The following is a 17,508-nucleotide window of genomic DNA, read 5'->3' as shown; positions in this document are numbered from 1 at the left end:
CGTCGATGCGCGCAGCGTTCCGCGGTCAGCGCTGCGACATCGCGGCCGACGGATCGTTCAGCACAGCCTCGAACGCGAGCTCGGCCGGCGCGATCTGCATGAGGTGCGAGCGCATGCGGGCACGCTCCAGTCGCACGGTGCGCCCCTCCGACCCCACGGGGTGCAGCCGGACCGCTGCGGAGAGCCGCTCGCGGCTGGTCGCCAGCAGCACGCCCAGGTACCCCGAGAGCACGACCATCTCGGGGGCGAACGCGTTGACGAAGTTCGTCAGCGCGACCGACAGCACGTCGACCTGCCTGGCCACCTCGGCGAGCACGACCGGGTCGCGCGCGACACCCAGCTCGATGTCGAGCTCGTCCTCGTCGAGTCCACGACGACCGAGAAGGGCGAGCACGGTCGCGGGGTTCACCTCCATCTGCAGGCACCCGCGGCGCCCGCAGCTGCACAGGGCGCCGGAGGGGTTGACCACGGTGTGGCCGAACTCGCCGGCGAATCCGGAGGTGCCGCGCAGCAGCGACCCGTCGAAGACGAGACCACCGCCGATGCCGGTCATCGAACCGCTGAGATACAGCACGTTGCACACACCGCGGGCCACGCCGAAGCGCGTCTCGGCCATGGCGCCGACGCTGGCGTCGTTGCCCACCGCCACCGGCATGCGCAGCACGTCGGCGAGGCGGTGCGCGAGCTGCTCGCGCCGCCAGCCCAGGGGCGGCGACAGCAGCACGGTGCCGCGCGAGTCGACCAGCCCCGGCACCGCGACGCCCGCGCCGACGAGCCGGTAATGACGATCGATGTCGGCTCGCATCCCGTCGACCAGAGATGACACGACCTGCGCGAACCGGCGCGGACTCGGCGGTGACGCCAGATCGTGTCGCACACGGGAGTGCACAGCTGATCCCAGCCCGACCAGCGCCACGGAGACTGCGCGCGGATCGGCCACGATGCTCAGCGCCACGACGTCATCGTCTGCCGCTACGCCCAGAGAGGGCCGCCCCACGCGGCCGGTGGGCTTGACCGATTCCTCACGCACCAGGCGCAGGTCGAGCAGCTCCTGCACGAGAGCGGTCACCGTCGAGCGGTTCAGACCCGTGACTGCGCCGATCTCGGATCGCGACTGGGCGCCCGACGCGTGCACGAGCCGCAGCACGGCCGAGAGGTTCTGGGCACGCACATCCTCGTTCGTCGTGCGCGTGATCGCGACGGGCGGTGGCGCTCCGCGGCCGGCCGCGGGGTGATCGGAGCTCATGCGCGCTCGACCGTCATGTGAGACATGAGCAGCTCCTGAGTGGCGTCACGCCGCGGGATCTCGGCGGTGATCCGCCCGTGCGCGAGGGTGTAGATGCGGTCGGAGAGCCCGATCACCTCGGGCAGCTCGGACGAGATGACGATGATGGCCTTCCCCTGCGCCGCCAGCTCGTTGATGAACCCGTAGATCTCGTACTTGGCTCCGACATCGATCCCCCTGGTCGGCTCGTCGAGGATGAGGACGTCCGGGTTGGTGAAGATCCACTTCGACAGCACGATCTTCTGCTGGTTCCCGCCGGAGAGCACCCCTGTCCGCGAGGCGACGCTCGGTGTCTTGATGTTGAGCTTGTACCGGTACGCCTCGGCGACCTTGCGCTCGCGCACGTCGTCGACGAGACCGTGCTCGGAGAGTCTGCCCAGCGCTGCCGCCGACACGTTCGACTGCACGCTGGCGAGTAGATTCAGTCCGTCGCGGCGACGATCCTCGGGCGCGTAGACGATTCCGTTGCGGATCGCCTCGCCCACCGAGCGCAGCTCGATCCGCTCGCCGCGCTTGTATGCCGCTCCGGTTATGACCGAGCCGTACGACCCGCCGAACACGCTCATGGCCAGCTCCGTGCGACCCGCTCCCATGAGCCCGGCGATGCCGACGATCTCTCCGGACCGCACGGTCAGCCCCACGTCGTCGATGACGAGACGGGTGGGATCGGTCGGATGTCGAACCGTCCAGTTCTCGAGCCGCAGAAGCTCTTCGCCGATGTCGGGTTCCCGAGGCGGGAACAGGTCGTCCAGCGGCCGACCCACCATCGCGCGGATGATCCGCCGCTCGTCCGTCTCGGGATCGTCGGTGCGCATCGTCTCGATGGTCGCGCCGTCGCGGATCACGGTGATCCGATCGGCGACGCGCATCACCTCGCCGAGCCGATGCGAGATCACCACGCACGTGATCCCCTGGGTGCGAAGCTGCTGCACGAGCGCCAGCAGCCGGTCGGAGTCGTCACGGCCGAGAGCCGCGGTGGGCTCGTCGAGGATCAGCAGGCGCACGTCCTTGGCGAGCGCCTTCGCTATCTCGACGAGCTGCTGCTTGCCGATGCCCAGATCCCCGGCGCGCGCCATGGGGCTCTCATCCAGGCCCACGCGCGCCATCAGCGCAGCGGCGCGCCGATTCGCGGCGTCCTGGTCGAGCAGCCCGCGGCGGGTGATCTCGTTGCCGAGGAAGATGTTCTCGGCGACCGTCAGCTGCGGCACGACCGCCAGCTCCTGGTGCACGATCACGATCCCCTCGGCCTCGCTGTCCGAGAGCGAGCGGAACGCGACCTGACGACCCTCGAGCGCGATCGTCCCCTCGAAGCTGCCGTGCGGATGGATGCCGCTGAGGATCTCCATCAGCGTGGACTTGCCCGCACCGTTCTCGCCGCATATGGCATGCACCTCACCGCGGTGGATGTCGATGGACACGCCGGAGAGCGCGACGACATCGCGGAACCGCTTCGTCACGTCAGTCATCCGCAGAAGCGGTTCAGCCATCGAGATCACCTTGCGTTGCTGGGCTTCCGGAATGATATCGAATCGGTTAATTTGTCCGCAGGCGCAACAGTTTTATTTGTCCGCAGGCACCTCAATATGCAATGCTCCCAGAGCGGACGCGCATCAGCGCCTCACCGAGACGACACTGGAGTCCGCCGCAGCAAGCCACCTTTCGAGGAAGAGAGATCGCAATGAGAAAGACCGTCCTGCGCGCCTTCGCAGCCACCGGCGCCTTCGCCCTGGCCCTGGGCCTGGCCGCATGCTCGAGCAGCACCGAATCGGGCTCCGGCTCCGAGGGCGGTGCCGGAGACGACATCCTCGTCGGCGTCGCCATGCCGACCGAGACCTCCGAGCGCTGGATCGCTGACGGCGACGCCGTCAAGTCCCAGCTCGAGGAACTCGGCTACGAGGTCGACCTCCAGTTCGCCAACGACGACATCCCTCGCCAGCAGCAGCAGCTCGACCAGATGATCACGAACGGCGCCGACATCCTCATCGTCGCGTCGATCGACGGCACGGCGCTGGCCACCCAGCTCGACAACGCCGCCAGCAAGGGCATCCCGGTGATCGCGTACGACCGACTGATCAACGGCACGAAGAACGTCGACTTCTACGTCACGTTCGACAACTACAACGTCGGCGTGCAGCAGGCGCAGAGCCTCCTGCAGGGACTCGGCTACCTCGACGCCGACGGCAAGGAGACCGACCTCGCCGACAAGAAGATCATCGAGGTGTTCGCCGGGTCCCCCGACGACAACAACGCCGGGTTCTTCTTCAACGGGGCGATGGACACCCTGAAGCCGTACCTCGAGGACGGCCGCCTGACCATCGGCTCCGGCCAGAAGGACTTCGACACCGTCTCGACGCTGCGCTGGGACCCGGCCGTGGCCCAGAAGCGCATGGAGGACCTGCTGACCAGCAACTACGACGGCGGTTCCAAGCAGCTGGATGGCGTGCTCTCCCCCTACGACGGACTGTCGCGCGGCATCATCACCGCCCTCGAGAACGCGGGCTACGGCTCCACCATCGCGGAGGGCCTGCCCGTCGTCTCCGGCCAGGACGCCGAGATCGCCTCGGTGAAGATGATCGCCGACGGCGTGCAGTACGCCACGATCTTCAAGGACACCCGCAAGCTGGCCGCTCAGGCCGTGAAGGCCGCGGAGTCCTTCGCCGACGGCGACAAGCCCGAAGCGAACGACACCGAGACCTACGACAACGGCGAGAAGGTCGTCCCTTCGTTCCTGCTCGAGTCCGACATCGTCGTCTCCGACAACATCAAGTCGCTGCTCATCGATTCGGGCTACTGGACCGAGTCCGAGGTCGCAGCCGGCGTCGCCGACTGATCGATCGCTCGCACGAGCACCACGGGATCCGCCGCGCCACGAGCGGCTCGGCGGATCCCGTGGGTCCGCGATTCGACAGACAGGAGCACCGATGTCAGACGTCATCCTCGAGATGCGCAACATCACCAAGAACTTCCCGGGCGTCAAGGTTCTCAAGAACGTGAACCTCAGCGTCGAGCGGGGCCGCATCCACGCCATCTGCGGCGAGAACGGCGCCGGCAAGTCCACCCTCATGAAGGTGCTGTCGGGTGTGTACCCGCACGGCACGTACGAGGGCGACATCATCTTCGACGGGACCACGCAGGAATTCGGCGCCATCAAGGACTCCGAGCGCGCCGGCATCGTCATCATCCACCAGGAGCTGGCCCTCGTGCCCTATCTCTCGGTGGCCGAGAACATCTTCCTCGGCAACGAGATCCTCGGTCGCGGCGGCCTGATCGACTGGCACGAGGTCAACGCCCGCGCCGCCGCCCTGCTGTCCCGCGTCGGGCTGAACGAGAATCCGACGACGACTGTCGGACAGCTCGGAGTGGGCAAGCAGCAGCTCATCGAGATCGCCAAGGCGCTGACCAAGGACGTCAGACTGCTCATCCTCGACGAGCCGACGGCCGCGCTGAACGACACCGACTCCGAGCACCTGCTGAGCCTGCTGCGCGACCTGCGCGAACAGGGAATCACCAGCATCATCATCAGCCACAAGCTGGGCGAGATCGTCGACATCGCGGACTCGACGACCATCATCCGCGACGGCGAGACGATCGAGACGATCGACATGCACGGACCGGATGCCACCCAGGACCGCATCATCCGCGGCATGGTCGGGCGGTCGCTCGACAGCCGCTTCCCGGAGCGCACCCCCGACATCCACGAGGAGATCTTCCGCGTCGAGAACTGGTCGGTCATGCATCCCACGCAGGCCGGTCGCGTCATCGTCGACGATGCATCCCTCTCGGTGCGCGCCGGCGAGATCGTCGGCATAGCCGGACTCATGGGCGCCGGCCGCACCGAGTTCATGATGAGCGTCTTCGGTCGCAGCTACGGCCGGGACGCAAAGGGCACGGTGTTCCTGCGAGGCAAGGAGATCTCCACCCGCACGGTGCGCGAGGCGATCGACAACGGACTCGCCTACGTGTCGGAGGACCGCAAGCAGTACGGCCTCAACCTGATCACCGACATCAAGACGAACATCTCGTCCTCTGCCCTGGGCAAGCTCGTCACCGGCGGCGTCTTCGTCGACGGCAACGAGGAGACGAAGGTCGCCGAGCAGTACCGCCGCGACCTGAACATCAAGTCTCCGACGGTGGCCCAGATCGTCGGCAACCTGTCCGGAGGCAATCAGCAGAAGGTCGTGCTCGCCAAGTGGCTGTACACCGACCCGGACGTGCTGATCCTCGACGAACCCACCCGCGGGATCGACGTGGGCGCGAAGTACGAGATCTACGAGATCATCAATGCGCTCGCCGCCGCCGGCAAGGCGGTGATCGTCGTCTCGAGCGAGCTTCCCGAGCTGCTCGGGCTCTCGGACCGCGTGTACACCCTCGCCTACGGGCGCATCACCGGTGAGCTGCCTGTCGCTGAGGCGACCCAGGAGAAGCTCATGTCTCTCATGACCATCGAACCGAACTCCACGAAGGAGGCAGCAGCGTGAACAACGTCTTCACCGAGGTGAAGGACCTGCTGACCCAGAATCTGCGCACGTCCGGCATCTACATCGCCTTCATCGCGATCATCGCGATCTTCACGATCACCACCGGCGGCAAGCTGCTCTCGCCCGAGAACGTGACGAACATCGTCCTGCAGAACGCGCACATCCTGATCATGGCCCTCGGCATGATCCTCGTGATCGTCGGCGGCCACATCGATCTGTCGGTCGGCTCCGTGCTCGCCTTCGCATCCGCGGTCTCCGCCGTCCTGGTCATCAAGAACGGCATGCCCTGGTGGGTCGGCATCATCGCCGCCATCGTCGTCGGCCTCATCGTGGGCGTCTGGCAGGGGTTCTGGGTGGCGATCGTCGGCATCCCCGCGTTCATCGTCACCCTGGCGGGCATGCTGCTGTTCCGAGGTCTCACCTGGCTGGTGCTGAACAACGTCTCGCTGTCGCCGTTCCCGCAGGACTACCGCAACGTCGCCAGCGGCTTCCTCGACAGTCTCTTCGGATCGATCACCGTCGGCCAGGGCCAGGGCCTGAAGGCGCTGCCGCAGACCGTCGACATCTTCACCCTCGTCATCGGCGTGATCGCCGTGGTCGGGCTCGTCGTCAGCTCGCTGCGCACCCGTCGTGCACGGCAGGGGTACAACCAGCCGGTCGAGTCCACGTTCCTGTTCGTGCTGAAGCTCGTCGTCGTCTCGGCGGTGCTGCTCGCCTTCGCCTGGGCGCTCGCGTACAACCGCGGATTCCCGATCGTGCTCATCATCGTCGCGGTGCTGATCCTCGTGTACCAGGTCGTCACCAACCGCACGGTGTTCGGTCGTCACGTCTACGCCGTCGGCGGCAACCTCTCTGCCGCCCGACTGTCGGGAGTGAACGTCAAGAGCGTGAACTTCTGGATCTTCGTGAACATGGGCTTCCTCACCGGTATCGCCGCCGCGGTGTTCTCGTCGCGCTCCAACGGCGCACAGCCGGGCATGGGGAACATGTTCGAGCTCGACGTCATCGCGGCCTGCTTCATCGGCGGCGCGTCGACCATGGGCGGCGTCGGCCGTGTGGGCGGCGCGCTCGTGGGTGGCCTGGTCATGGCCGTCATGTCGAACGGAATGCAGCTGATGGGTGTGCCGCAGGCCGCTCAGCAGATCGTCAAGGGTCTCGTGCTGCTGCTGGCCGTCGCCTTCGACATCTACAACAAGCGTCGCGCGGGCACCGCTCGCTGATCCAGCGTCACGCAGCACAGAGGGATCCGACCGCCCGGTCGGATCCCTCTGTGCGTCTCACCCCACGATCCGGGCGCCGGGCACCGGCCCGTGCACGTGCAGGGCGTGCCTGCCGGTGCCGACCAGCTGCTCCTGCACCGACCGGGCATGCTCCGGGTCTTCGCACAGCAGCGCGGTCGTCGGCCCCGAGCCGGAGACGAGTCCGCCGAGCGCCCCGAAGCGGATCCCGTCGATGAGCGTGGCGCCGAGATCGGGGCGATCGATCACCGCGGCGGCCTCGAGGTCGTTCAGCAGCGCAGGCGCGAGATCGCGGGCATCACCGGAGCGCAGTGCGTGCAGCACGGGAAGCGGCACGTCCAGCGACATCGGCGGGTCATCGGCGACCGCCCCCTGCTGCGCGCGCAGCTCATCGAGGCGGCCGTACACCTCCGGGGTGGAGAGCCCCTCGTCGCTCAGCACGAGCACCCAGTCGAACCGTCCGCGCGCGAGCGCAGGAGTGAGCTCGTCGCCCCGCCCCGCACCTATGGCCGTGCCGCCGTGCAGCGCGAACGGCACGTCGGCGCCGAGACGAGCCGCGAGGGCGTGCAGGCGGTGCGGGCCCAGCTCGGTGCCCCACAGGGCGTCGCATGCGACGAGCGCGGCGGCCGCATCCGCGGAGCCGCCCCCCATGCCGCCTGCGACGGGCACGCCCTTGCGAATGCGCAGGTGCACCCCGGTGTCCACCCCCGCGGCCTGCGCGAGCAGCTTGGCGGCCCGCATCGCCAGATTACGGTCGTCGAGCGGGACGCCCGAGACGTCGACCTCTCCCTCGACGTCCAGCGTGAACCCGTCGGAGGGGGACGCGTAGACGTCCTCGTACAGCGAGACGGCCTGGAAGACGGTGGCCAGGGAGTGATACCCGTCGTCGTGCCGTGGACCGACGCCCAGGTAGACGTTGATCTTCCCGGGGGCCCTGACGTGCACGGCATCCGGTCGGGGCGCCATCACAGCTCCGATGACACGGACCAGAGATCGACGTCGATGCCGTGCGCGATTGCATCGATCGCCGTGAGCTCTTCGTCGGTGAACGCCGGCCCGTCGACCGCCGCGATGTTCTCGTCGATCTGCTCGGGCCGCGAGGCGCCGATCAGCGCCGAGACGACGACAGGATCGCGCAGAGTCCATTGCAGCGCCATCTGCGCGAGCGTCTGCCCGCGGTCGGCGGCGATGTCGTTCAGCCCGCGCAGCACGGCCAGGCCCTCGTCGGAGACGGGGCGGTCGGGCAGCGACCGGCGCTTCTGCGCGCGATCCGCGGTGCCGTCGCCGAGGTACTTGCCGGTGAGCAGCCCCTGCGCCAGCGGCGTGAAGGCGATCGCGCCCATGCCCGCTGCCCGCAGGGTGTCGGTCAGGCCGTCCTCGACCCACCGGTTGAGGATCGAGTACGACGGCTGGTGGATCACCAGCGGGGTGCCCAGATCGTGCGCCACGGCGAGAGCCGCCTCGGTGCGCTCGGCGCTGTACGACGAGATGCCGACGTAGAGCGCCTTGCCCTGTCGCACCAGCGTGTCGAGCGCCCCGATGGTCTCCTCGACCGGCGTCACGGGATCGACACGGTGCGAGTAGAAGATGTCGACGTAGTCGACGCGCATGCTCGCGAGCGACCGCTCGGCGCTGGCGAGGATGTACTTGCGGCTGCCGAGGTCGCCGTACGGTCCCGGCCACATGTCCCACCCCGCCTTCGACGAGATGATCAGCTCGTCGCGGTACGGCGCGAGGTCCTCAGTCAGGATGCGGCCGAAGTTCTTCTCGGCCGAGCCGTAGGGAGGGCCGTAGTTGTTCGCCAGGTCGAAGTGCGTGATGCCGCTGTCGAACGCGTGGCGCAGCAGCGCACGCTGATCGTCGAGGGGGATGTTGTCGCCGAAGTTCCACCACAGGCCGAGTGAGATCGGCGGAAGGTAGAGGCCGCTCGCCCCGACCTGACGGTAGGTGAAGCGCTGATAGCGCTCGGCGGCCGCGACATACGGCCGGTGGATCTCGGGGACGTCGGGGTTGAAGCGCTTCTCGGTCACGCTGTCAGGCTATCGGCACCGATGTCGCTTCGGGATGCACCAGCGCGATGCGATGGTAGTCGTCGACGGTGAGGTCCTCGCCGCGCGCGGTGGGCGCGACGCCCGCGGCCTCCAGGACGGCCGATGCCGCAGCAGACCCGCCGTAGAGGCCGGACAGCGCTTGGCGCAGCATCTTGCGGCGCTGGTTGAACGCGGCGTCGACGATCGCGAACGTGCGCCGGCGCTCGTCGTCGTCGCCCCGCGGGGTCTGATCGCGCTCGAAGCCGACCAGCAGGCTGTCGACGTTCGGCACGGGCCAGAACACCTGCCGCGACACCGTGCCGCACAGCCGCCATGGGCCGTACCAGGCGGCCTTCACACTCGGCGCGCCGTAGATCTTCGATCCCGGCTTCGCCGCGAGCCGCTCGGCGACCTCAGCCTGCACCATGACGACGCCGCGCTGCAGGTACGTGAACGTCTCGAGGAAGTGCAGCAGCACGGGCACCGAGACGTTGTACGGCAGATTCGCGACGAGCACGGTGGGCTCGCCCGGCAGCTCGGTGACGCGCATCGCATCGGCATCCACCACCGTCAGAGCGCCGTCCGTCACGCCCTGCTCATGCGCCGTCTGCGGCAGTCGCTCGGCGAGACGGTGGTCGATCTCCACCGCGGTGACCGAGGCACCCGCCTCGAGGATCGCGAGGGTCAGCGACCCCAGGCCCGGGCCGATCTCGACGACCCGCTCCCCTGCCTGCACTCCTGCCGCGTGCACGATCTTGCGCACGGTGTTGGCGTCGACGACGAAGTTCTGCCCCAGCTTCTTCGTGGGGGTGACGTCGAGCTCGGCGGCAAGACGGCGGATCTCGGTGGCGCCGAGCAGGGAGACGGTCATGGATCCATTCTCACGCATCCCGCCCCACCCCTAAGATCAAGCGGGTGACCGCACTCGGAGAGCTCATCGCACCGCGCCGGCTCGGCCGTGACTTCCGCTGGTTGATGTCGGCAGCCTGGACGAGCAACATCGGCGACGGCATCGCCCTGGCCGCGGCTCCGCTGCTGATCGCCTCGATGACGTCATCGCCCGTGCTGGTCGCGTCGGGCGCCATGCTGCAGTTCCTGCCGTGGCTGCTGTTCGGGCTGCATGCCGGTGCGATCGCGGATCGCGTCGAGCGGCGGATGCTCGTGATGCTCGCCCATGGCATCCGGGCCGTCATCGTCGCCGCTCTCGTGGTGCTGCTCGTGACCGGCACCGCGAACATCGCGATCGTGCTGGTCGTGTCGTTCCTGTACGGCACGGCCGAGGTGTTCGCCGACACGAGCACGAGCACGCTGCTGCCGATGATGGTGAAGCCGGCCGATCTCGGCGTCGGCAACGCGCGACTGCAGGCCGGCTTCCTCGTGGCCAATCAGCTGGCCGGCCCTCCTCTGGGCGCCTTCCTGTTCGCGGTGGGGGCGTTCTGGCCGTTTCTGGCTCAGGTGCTCGCCGTGACTCTCGGGTTGATCCTCGTCTCGCGGATCGCCCGTCAGCCGGTGCCGGCGCGTGCGGAGCCGACCCGGGTTCGGCACGACATCGGGCAGGGACTGCGCTGGGCGTGGCACAACAAGCCGGTGCGCACCCTGATCGTGATCATCCTCGCCTTCAACGTCACGTGGGCAGCACCCTGGGGCATCCTCGTGCTGTACGCGACCGAGCACCTCGGGATGGGCCCGGTCGGCTTCGGCGCGCTGACCACCGCATCGGCGGTCGGCGGCCTGCTGGGCACCCTGAGCTTCGGATGGCTGGAGCGGCACGTCTCGTTCGCCACGATCATGAAGGTGTGTCTGACGCTCGAGGTGCTCATGCACCTCGCTTTCGCTCTGACCACGAACGGTGTCGTCGCGCTCGTGATCATGTTCGGCTTCGGCGCGTACGCGTTCGTCTGGGGCACGATCTCGACGACGGTGCGCCAGCGCCTCGTGCCGCACGACCTGCAGGGCCGCGTCGGCTCGGTCAACATGGTCGGCGTCTTCGGCGGCATGGTTCTCGGCCAGGCGCTCGGCGGCCTGATCGCCCAGACGTGGGGGCTGACGGCGCCGTGGTGGTTCGCGTTCGCCGGCTCGGCGCTCACGCTGCTGCTGATGTGGCGGCAGATCTCGCACATCGCCGCCGCGAAGCCGGCCCTCGAGGACGCACCCGAGACCGCCGCCTAGTCGCGCGGCCTACGCCCGCGCGAGCCGCGCGTCGAGCCCGTTGCGCACGGCCGGCCACTCGTGCGGCAGGATCGAGTAGACGACCGTGTCGCGCAGCGACCCGTCCGGCATGATGCGGTGGTTGCGCAGGATGCCGTCGAGCTTCGCTCCGAGCCTCTCGATCGCCGCGCGTGACTGCCGGTTGTGGAAGTGCGTGAGCAGCGACACCGCTATCGCGTCGCAGGTGTCGAACGCGTGCGCGAGCATCAGTCGCTTCATCGCGGCGTTCACCTCGGTGCGCTGCGCCGCCGTGCCGATCCAGGTGTGGCCGATCTCGACCCGGCGCATCGGCTGATCGATGTTGCAGAACGTCGTCATGCCGACGACCTCACCCGTCTGCAGCCGGCGAACGGCGAACGGGTTCATCCCGCCCGCGTCGCGCAGAGCGAGGCGCCGCTCGATCTCGGCCGGCACCTCGTCGCCGCTGGGCACGGAGGTGTACCACGCATGGCTCAGTGTCGCCGCGGCGCGACGCAGATCGTCGGCGTGCTGCCGGCCGAGCGGCTCCAGCCGCACGAACTCGTCCTGCAGGGTGATCTCGTCGAGAAAGCGCACGAGTGCAGGCTAGCCGGTCAGTGGAACGCGCCGTACACCGCGAGCGTGTTCGCCGCGAGCTGCGCGCACAGCTCGTCGACCTCGAGGCCCAGCTCGGCGGCCATGAACCGCACGGTGATCGGCACGAGGTAGGGCGCGTTGGGGCGTCCGCGCAGCGGCACCGGGGTGAGGAACGGCGCATCGGTCTCGACGAGGATGCGGTCCAGCGGCGTGACGGCGAGCGCCTCGCGCAGGTTCTGCGCGTTCTTGAACGTGAGGTTGCCGGCGAACGACAGCCAGTACCCGGCATCCGCAGCGATGCGCGCCATCGCCTCGTCGCCAGAGAAGCAGTGGAACACCGTCTTCTCGGGGGCGCCGACGCGGGTCAGGGTCTCGAGGACGTCGTCGTGCGCGTCGCGATCATGAATCTGCATGGCGATGCCGTGCTTCTTGGCCAGCGCGATGTGCGCCTCGAACGACTCGTGCTGGGCGGCACGGTCGGGCGAGCCGGCGACGGCGGCGTCAGGGGTGCGGAAGTAGTCGAGACCGGTCTCGCCGATCGCCCTCGTGCGCGGGTGGGCGGCGAGCTCGTCGATCACCGCGATCGCCTCGTCGAGGCGCCTGCCGGCGGCGTAGACGGGCGCGTCGTTCGGATGGATGGCGACGGCCGCGAGCACGCGGGGGTCGGATGCCGCGGCATCCACCGCCCAGCGCGACGACTCGATGTCGCCCGACGCCTGCACGACGCCGGCGATGCCGACCCCGGCCGCACGATCGAGCTGCTCCTTCAGGCTCAGCGGCTCGACGCCGTCGGTGATCTCGAGGTGCGCGTGGTTGTCGTACACCGGCACCGTCAGCGGCTCGGGAGCCGCCGGGTACCTCAGATCCTTGCGGCCCTCTGTCGAGCGCTCGCGCACGTAGGTGTCAGCCATGGCGACTAGGCGGTCTGCTCCACGCGCGGGAACAGCGGCGCGAGCGGCGACACGGTCGTGCCGGGCTGCAGCACGCCCCACGCACCCGCCTCGCGGATCGGCTGCGCGGTGAGCTCACCGAGCGAGCCCTGGGCGCCGAGGGCATCCCACAGCTTCGCGGTCGACTGCGGCATCACCGGCGACAGCAGCACGGCCAGGGCGCGCAGGCCCTCCGCGCAGGTGTACAGCACGGTGCCGAGACGCTCGCGCTGCTTCTCGTCTCCTGCGTCCGCCTGCTTGGCGAGAGCCCAGGGCTCGTTCTCGGTGATGTACAGGTTCAGGTCGTCGACGATCGTCCAGATCGCGTCGATGGCCTCGTCGATGCGGAAGCTCTCGATGGCCGCGTCGGCGGCGGCCGTGGCATCCGCGACCTTCTTCTGCACCACGAGATCGCGCTCGCTGTGATCGGCCGGCGCGGGCACGACGCCGTCGAAGTACTTCTGGATCATCGCGACCGTTCGCGAGGCGAGGTTGCCGAAGCCGTTCGCGAGCTCGGCCTGATAGCGGGCGGACAGGTCCTCCCACGAGAACGAGCCGTCCTGACCGAACGCGATCGCGGAGAGGAAGTAGAAGCGGTACGCGTCCGAGCCGAACACGTCGGTGATCTCGGTCGGCGCGATGCCGGTGAGCTTCGACTTCGACATCTTCTCGCCGCCGACGAGCAGCCAGCCGTGCGCGAAGACGCCCTTGGGCACCTCGAGCCCGGCGGCCATCAGCAGGGCCGGCCAGATCACGGCGTGGAAGCGCAGGATGTCTTTGCCCACCACGTGATAGCCGGGCCACCGACGCTCGAACTGGGTCTCTGCGCCTGCCGAAGAGTCGTCCTCGCCGTAGCCGACGGCCGTGACGTAGTTCAGCAGCGCGTCGACCCACACGTAGATGACGTGCGACTCGTCCCACGGCAGCGGGATGCCCCAGTCGAACGTCGACCGTGAGATCGACAGGTCCTTCAGACCCTGGCTCACGAACGAGACGACCTCGTTTCGCGCGGAGTCGGGGCGCACGAAGTCGGGCTCGGTCTTGTACAGCTCGAGCAGCCGGTCCTGGAACTCGCTGAGCTTGAAGAAGTAGTTCTTCTCCTGCAGCAGCTCGAGCGGCTTGGAGTGGATCGCGCAGACCTTGAGCCCCTCGAAGGGGCCGGTGCCGTCGACGATCTCGGACTCGGGCTTGAACTCCTCGCAGCCCACGCAGTACAGCGCCTCGTACTCGCCCGCGTAGATGTAGCCCGCGTCGTACAGCTTCTGGAAGAAGACCTGCACGTTCTTCTCATGCCGCTGCTGCGTGGTGCGGATGAAGTCGTCGTTCGCGACGTCGAGGGTCTCCAGAAGCGGGAACCAGCTCTCGCCGACGAGCTTGTCGACCCACTCCTGCGGGGTGACGTTGTTCGCGGCCGCGGCGCGCAGCATCTTCTGGCCGTGCTCGTCGGTGCCCGTGAGCATCCAGGTGTCGTCACCCGCCTGGCGGTGCCAGCGCGACAGCGTGTCGACGGCCACCGTCGTGTACCCGTGACCGATGTGCGGCACGTCGGAGGGGTAGTAGATGGGCGTGGTGATGTAGAAGGACTCGCCTGCGGGCATGCTCACGATTCTAGGCGGGAACCGTGCGGCTTTCTGATTCGTGACCTGGTTCTCGTTCTTGTGATGGGCGGCGGGCGGGAGGACGTTCCCTTCGCTCGCACAGTGGGTGCGCTTGGTGGTCTCAGGCGCGGGTGGCGGTGAGGGAGGCGTGGGGGCGGATGCTGGGCTCGCCGTCGACGCGCGGACGGGACTCGGATGCAGTCACCGCGAAGCCGGCCTGCTCGAGCATCTCTCCGAGAGCATCCGGAGTCCAGAAGTAGGCGGTCGTCACGGCATGGTCGAAGGGCTCGCGCGGGGTGCCTTCGAAGAAGCCGATGAGGGCGCCGCCCCCGGGAGCAAGCACGCGGGAGAACTCGGCGAGGGTCGCTGGCAGCTCCGCAGGTGGGGTGTGGATCAGCGAGTACCAGGCGAGGATACCGCCGAGCGAGGCATCCGGCAGCGGAAGCTCGGCGAACGATCCCTGCTCGAACGGCATACCCTGATACGTCGCGCGAGCATGCGAGACGAACTCCCCCGACAGATCGAGGCCGAGCACGTCCCGTCCGCCGTCGTGCAGCAAGCGCGTCCACACGCCCGGCCCGCACCCGGCATCCAGCAGGCGCCCCGGCGTCGCGTCGCGCCAGGCCGCGATGAGCGCCCGGTCCCGGGCATCCGTCTGCGCGATGTCGCCGAGCAGCGCGATGTACTCCGAGGCTCGAGCATCGTACGCGGCGCCGACACTCATCGAGCGGCGAGCGCGGACTGGTAGAGGTCGCGGGAACTCAGCCCTGTCGCGGCCGAGACCTCGGCGCAGGCGTCCTTCAGACGGGTTCCGGATGCCACCAGCGCCTGCACCTGAGCGAGCGCATCGTCGGCCGAGACGGAGACCGGGGATGCGCCCTCGACGACCACGACGATCTCGCCCTTGACGCCGTGCTCGGCCCACGCGATGAGCTCGATGGCGGTGCCGCGACGCACCTCTTCGTACAGCTTGGTGAGCTCGCGACACACGGCGATCCGGCGCTGGGCGCCGAAGGCGGAGCCCATGTCGGCGAGCGACGACGCGAGTCTGGACGGCGACTCGAAGAACACCATGGTGCGCGGCTCGGATGCCAGGGCGGCGAGTGCCTGGCGCCGCTCCCCCGGCTTGCGCGGCAGGAAGCCCTCGAAGGTGAACCGGTCGGTGGGCAGGCCCGATATGGCGAGTGCCATGAGCACGGCGCTCGGGCCGGGGATCGCCGTGACGGTGACCCCGCGCTCGACGGCGGCCGCGACCACCCCGTAGCCGGGGTCGCTCACGGCCGGCATTCCCGCATCGCTGACGACCACGAGGTCGTGCTGTTCGGCGAGCTCGGCGAGCTCGGCGGCCTTGTGCTTCTCGTTGTGGTCGTGCAGCGCGATCAGGCGCGGACGGTTCCCGATGTTCAGTGCCTGCAGCAGCCGCTGCGTCGTGCGCGTGTCCTCCGCGGCGACGACTTCGGCGTTCTCGAGCACCTCGATCAGACGGCGGGACGCGTCGCCGAGATTGCCGATCGGGGTCGCGGCGAGGATGATCATCCGACCAGCTTAGGTGCCCCGCGTGGGCCGATCCGAGGTCGATTGCCTAGGCTGAGCTGGTGACCCTGTCCGCGCCCCCGATGCCGCCGCCGCGGTCCGCGACGCGCTGGGAGCGCCTCGCGGAATGGGGCGTCTCGAGCATTGCTCGCACCCGAGCGCTGGGCTGGCTCGCCCCGCTCTTCGTCACCCTGCTCGCTGCCGCCCTCAGGCTGACGAACCTCGGGCATCCGCACGAGATCATGTTCGACGAGACCTATTACGTCAAAGACGCATGGTCGCTGTGGAACCTCGGCTACGAGGGCAAGTGGGGCGACGGCGCAGATGAGCAGCTGCCCCGCGGCGATGACTCCGCCATGCAGACCGCCGGGTCGTATGTCGTGCACCCGCCGCTCGGGAAGTGGATCATCGCCCTCGGCATGGCCCTGATGGGTCCCGGCTCCAGCGCCGGCTGGCGACTGACGACGGCCATCCTCGGATCTCTGACGGTGCTCGTGCTGTACCTGGTGGCGCTGCACCTGACCCGCTCGCGGGTGTTCGCGACGATCGCGGCAGGCCTGCTCGCCATCGACGGTCTGGGCATCGTGATGAGCCGGATCGCCCTGCTCGACGGCGCCCTCACCTTCTTCATCGTGCTCGGCTTCTTTTTCGTGCTGCTCGACCGGGACAGGTCACTGCCCCTGCTCGACGCGCGGATCGTCGCGGCGCGCCGATCCGCTCCGGACGACCGCCCGCTGCGACTGATCGGACCCGTGCTGTGGTCCCGCCCCTGGTTGATCGCAGCGGGAGCGACCCTCGGAGCGGCGTCTGCCGTGAAGTGGTCGGGACTGTACGCCCTGGCCGTCTTCGGTCTGTACGCGGTCGTCACCGACGCACTCGCCCGCCGCCGGGCGGGCATCCCCCTGTGGCCGAGCGATGCCGTCCTGCGGCAGGGGCCCGTCTCGTTCGCGCTGATGGTGGGGCCGGCCATGTTCACGTATCTCGTCTCGTGGACGGGGTGGCTGATCACGACAGGCGGCTACGACCGCGCAGCGGACGCCAACCCACTGGTCGCGCTGTGGAAGTACCACGAGTCGATGTACGGGTTCCACATCGGGCTGTCCAGCGCGCACGCCTACGCCAGCCCGGCGTGGCAGTGGCCGCTGCTGCTGCGGCCGACGGCGATCTGGGTGGGCTCGGATCCGACGGGCTGCGGCACCGACCACTGCATCGCCGTGATCTCGTCGGTGCCGAACCCCTTGATCTGGTACGGCGGGGTGGCGGCCGCGCTCTACCTGCTCTATCGCTTCGTGCGCGGTCTCATCGAGCGCCGCCCCGTCGGCCCGATGCACACGATCGCGCTGGTCGGGCTCGTCGCCACCTACGTGCCGTGGCTGCTCGTGCCGAGCCGCACGATCTTCCAGTTCTACACGATCGTCATGATGCCGTTCCTCATCCTCGCGCTCGTCGTGGCGCTGCGAGAACTCGCTGGCAGGCCCTGCGCTCCGACGCACCGCCGGACTGCCGGTCAGCGCACGGTGGCCGTGTACCTCGTGATGGTCGTTCTCGTCTCGGCGTTCTTCTACCCGGTGTGGACCGGCATGAGCGTGCCCTACCCGTTCTGGCTCATCCACAACTGGCTCCCGGGCTGGATCTGACCCGAGCGCATCGTCGC

15 protein-coding genes are annotated in these 17,508 nt (G+C 68.6%); 5 read left to right on the top strand and 10 right to left on the bottom strand.

Annotated features, from left to right (window positions below):
* Positions 1–25 precede the first annotated feature (25 nt).
* The gene (locus PGB26_RS08185; protein ID WP_271637149.1) at positions 26–1,246 is read right to left on the bottom strand and encodes an ROK family transcriptional regulator; all 1,221 of its coding nucleotides are present in this window, start codon (positions 1,244–1,246) and stop codon (positions 26–28) included.
* Positions 1,243–2,772, bottom strand: a complete 1,530-nt coding sequence (locus PGB26_RS08180) for a sugar ABC transporter ATP-binding protein (RefSeq protein ID WP_271637148.1) — start codon at positions 2,770–2,772, stop codon at positions 1,243–1,245. The genes PGB26_RS08185 and PGB26_RS08180 overlap by 4 nt, the downstream gene beginning before the upstream one ends.
* Positions 2,773–2,963: 191 nt before the next feature.
* Between PGB26_RS08180 and chvE the strand changes: the two genes are divergently transcribed.
* From chvE to mmsB, 3 genes are all read left to right on the top strand, one after another.
* Positions 2,964–4,115, top strand: a complete 1,152-nt coding sequence (chvE, locus tag PGB26_RS08175; RefSeq protein WP_271637147.1) for a multiple monosaccharide ABC transporter substrate-binding protein — start codon at positions 2,964–2,966, stop codon at positions 4,113–4,115.
* Between the two features lie 91 nt (positions 4,116–4,206).
* A complete protein-coding gene (gene mmsA, locus PGB26_RS08170; protein WP_271637146.1) occupies positions 4,207–5,763 on the top strand; it encodes a multiple monosaccharide ABC transporter ATP-binding protein in 1,557 nt (518 codons plus the stop codon).
* On the top strand, positions 5,760–6,983 hold the full coding sequence (gene mmsB / locus PGB26_RS08165) for a multiple monosaccharide ABC transporter permease (RefSeq protein WP_271637145.1): 1,224 nt from the start codon (positions 5,760–5,762) through the stop codon (positions 6,981–6,983). Before mmsA ends, mmsB begins: the two co-directional genes overlap by 4 nt.
* Before the next feature lie 57 nt (positions 6,984–7,040).
* Here mmsB and PGB26_RS08160 read toward each other — a convergent pair whose 3' ends face one another.
* From PGB26_RS08160 to rsmA, 3 genes are read right to left on the bottom strand one after another with little or no spacing between them, the layout of a single operon-like run.
* Positions 7,041–7,967 (bottom strand): 4-(cytidine 5'-diphospho)-2-C-methyl-D-erythritol kinase, encoded by a 927-nt coding sequence (locus tag PGB26_RS08160; RefSeq protein WP_271637144.1) that lies wholly within the window; start codon positions 7,965–7,967, stop codon positions 7,041–7,043.
* A complete protein-coding gene (locus PGB26_RS08155; RefSeq protein WP_271637143.1) occupies positions 7,967–9,031 on the bottom strand; it encodes an aldo/keto reductase in 1,065 nt (354 codons plus the stop codon). Before PGB26_RS08155 ends, PGB26_RS08160 begins: the two co-directional genes overlap by 1 nt.
* Before the next feature lie 4 nt (positions 9,032–9,035).
* Positions 9,036–9,902, bottom strand: coding sequence for a 16S rRNA (adenine(1518)-N(6)/adenine(1519)-N(6))-dimethyltransferase RsmA (gene rsmA, locus PGB26_RS08150; protein WP_271637142.1), 867 nt, complete (start codon positions 9,900–9,902; stop codon positions 9,036–9,038).
* A 44-nt stretch (positions 9,903–9,946) separates the two neighbouring features.
* Here rsmA and PGB26_RS08145 point away from each other — a divergent pair, with 44 nt between their 5' ends.
* The gene (locus PGB26_RS08145) at positions 9,947–11,200 is read left to right on the top strand and encodes an MFS transporter (RefSeq protein WP_271637141.1); all 1,254 of its coding nucleotides are present in this window, start codon (positions 9,947–9,949) and stop codon (positions 11,198–11,200) included.
* A gap of 9 nt (positions 11,201–11,209) precedes the next feature.
* Here the strand turns inward: PGB26_RS08145 and PGB26_RS08140 are convergent, their stop codons facing one another.
* The 5 genes from PGB26_RS08140 to rsmI all read right to left on the bottom strand — a co-directional run bounded on the left by PGB26_RS08140 (position 11,210) and on the right by rsmI (position 15,857).
* The gene (locus PGB26_RS08140) at positions 11,210–11,794 is read right to left on the bottom strand and encodes a GNAT family N-acetyltransferase (RefSeq protein ID WP_271637140.1); all 585 of its coding nucleotides are present in this window, start codon (positions 11,792–11,794) and stop codon (positions 11,210–11,212) included.
* A gap of 17 nt (positions 11,795–11,811) precedes the next feature.
* The gene (locus PGB26_RS08135) at positions 11,812–12,705 is read right to left on the bottom strand and encodes a TatD family hydrolase (RefSeq protein WP_271637139.1); all 894 of its coding nucleotides are present in this window, start codon (positions 12,703–12,705) and stop codon (positions 11,812–11,814) included.
* Positions 12,706–12,710: 5 nt separating this feature from the next.
* On the bottom strand, positions 12,711–14,321 hold the full coding sequence (gene metG, locus PGB26_RS08130) for a methionine--tRNA ligase (RefSeq protein WP_271637138.1): 1,611 nt from the start codon (positions 14,319–14,321) through the stop codon (positions 12,711–12,713).
* Positions 14,322–14,442: 121 nt separating this feature from the next.
* Positions 14,443–15,045 carry a class I SAM-dependent methyltransferase gene (locus PGB26_RS08125; RefSeq protein ID WP_271637137.1) on the bottom strand — a complete coding sequence of 201 codons (603 nt, stop codon included), beginning with the start codon at positions 15,043–15,045 and terminating at the stop codon, positions 14,443–14,445.
* Positions 15,042–15,857 (bottom strand): 16S rRNA (cytidine(1402)-2'-O)-methyltransferase, encoded by an 816-nt coding sequence (gene rsmI, locus PGB26_RS08120; RefSeq protein ID WP_271637136.1) that lies wholly within the window; start codon positions 15,855–15,857, stop codon positions 15,042–15,044. The genes PGB26_RS08125 and rsmI overlap by 4 nt, the downstream gene beginning before the upstream one ends.
* 59 nt (positions 15,858–15,916) lie before the next feature.
* On the opposite strand from rsmI, the gene PGB26_RS08115 reads away from it, so the two are divergent.
* Positions 15,917–17,491, top strand: a complete 1,575-nt coding sequence (locus PGB26_RS08115) for a dolichyl-phosphate-mannose--protein mannosyltransferase (protein ID WP_271637135.1) — start codon at positions 15,917–15,919, stop codon at positions 17,489–17,491.
* Positions 17,492–17,508: the final 17 nt, after the last annotated feature.

This window comes from Microbacterium sp. nov. GSS16 (assembly GCF_028198145.1).
Classification (GTDB): Bacteria; Actinomycetota; Actinomycetes; order Actinomycetales; family Microbacteriaceae; genus Microbacterium.
This window is presented reverse-complemented; position numbering and strand designations above follow the sequence as displayed.